Here is a 711-nt window from a genome sequence, read left to right on the forward strand (position 1 = left end):
CAGGAAGGCTGGTCATAATAGACAAAGCCACCGTTGCCCGGTGCGTCAGGCAAATCCGGCACCGAGGTTTACCGTACGTTCGAATCGTACCGTTCCCACCCAACAGAATAGGAGGCGATCATGAGTAGAGTTCAGTGATAATCAACTGGAGGTCTCATGAAAGCAAAAGCATTTTCCCGTCGTGTAATCAGTTATGGTCCGGGCGGTTTCCATTGCCCGTGCTGCGGCCCGGCTCCGGGTGCGCGTCGAGACGAGCGGCAGCAGAATCGTCGTGTCCTCAATCGAGTGCTCGACAAAATCGAGCGTCAGGAACGAAGCGTAGAACACATCGATGTCGGCACCGTCAATGACTGGTGTTTTGACTGGGATTGGTACTACGATGCGTGGCCCGGTGAGCTGAGTCTACACGAAGAGTGGGAAGAGTACCGGAAGCAAAACAAGTAGTATGCGGATGTGGTGGAATAGCTAGACACGGGGGACTCAAAATCCCCTGCCGAAAGGCGTGTGGGTTGGAGTCCCACCATCCGCACCACGCGAGGGTGGCGAAATTGGTAGACGCAGCAGGTTTAGGTCCTGCCGGTCGAAAGATCGTGAGGGTTCGAATCCCTTTCCTCGCACCAGAACAAGTTACTTCCCGAAAGGGTGCGCCGCTATGTGCGAGTCTGCGAGAGCAGTGTTCATCGGCATAGCAAATAAGTACAAGTGGAAAGT

At 54.6% G+C, this 711-nt stretch carries 1 protein-coding gene and 2 tRNA genes; all 3 read left to right on the forward strand.

What is annotated here, in order from left to right; genetic code table 11:
- The first annotated feature begins 156 nt into the window (after positions 1–156).
- The 3 genes from AC1RPJ_RS07640 to AC1RPJ_RS07650 all read left to right on the forward strand — a co-directional run bounded on the left by AC1RPJ_RS07640 (position 157) and on the right by AC1RPJ_RS07650 (position 620).
- Positions 157–444 carry a hypothetical protein gene (locus tag AC1RPJ_RS07640; RefSeq protein WP_289900983.1) on the forward strand — a complete coding sequence of 96 codons (288 nt, stop codon included), beginning with the start codon at positions 157–159 and terminating at the stop codon, positions 442–444.
- A gap of 3 nt (positions 445–447) precedes the next feature.
- Positions 448–532: transfer RNA gene (locus AC1RPJ_RS07645), tRNA-Leu, on the forward strand.
- A gap of 1 nt (position 533) precedes the next feature.
- Positions 534–620, forward strand: a tRNA-Leu gene (locus AC1RPJ_RS07650).
- The last annotated feature ends 91 nt before the right edge of the window (positions 621–711 follow it).

The sequence above is a fragment of the Dellaglioa sp. CoH-57-MRSF-17 genome (assembly GCF_056782015.1).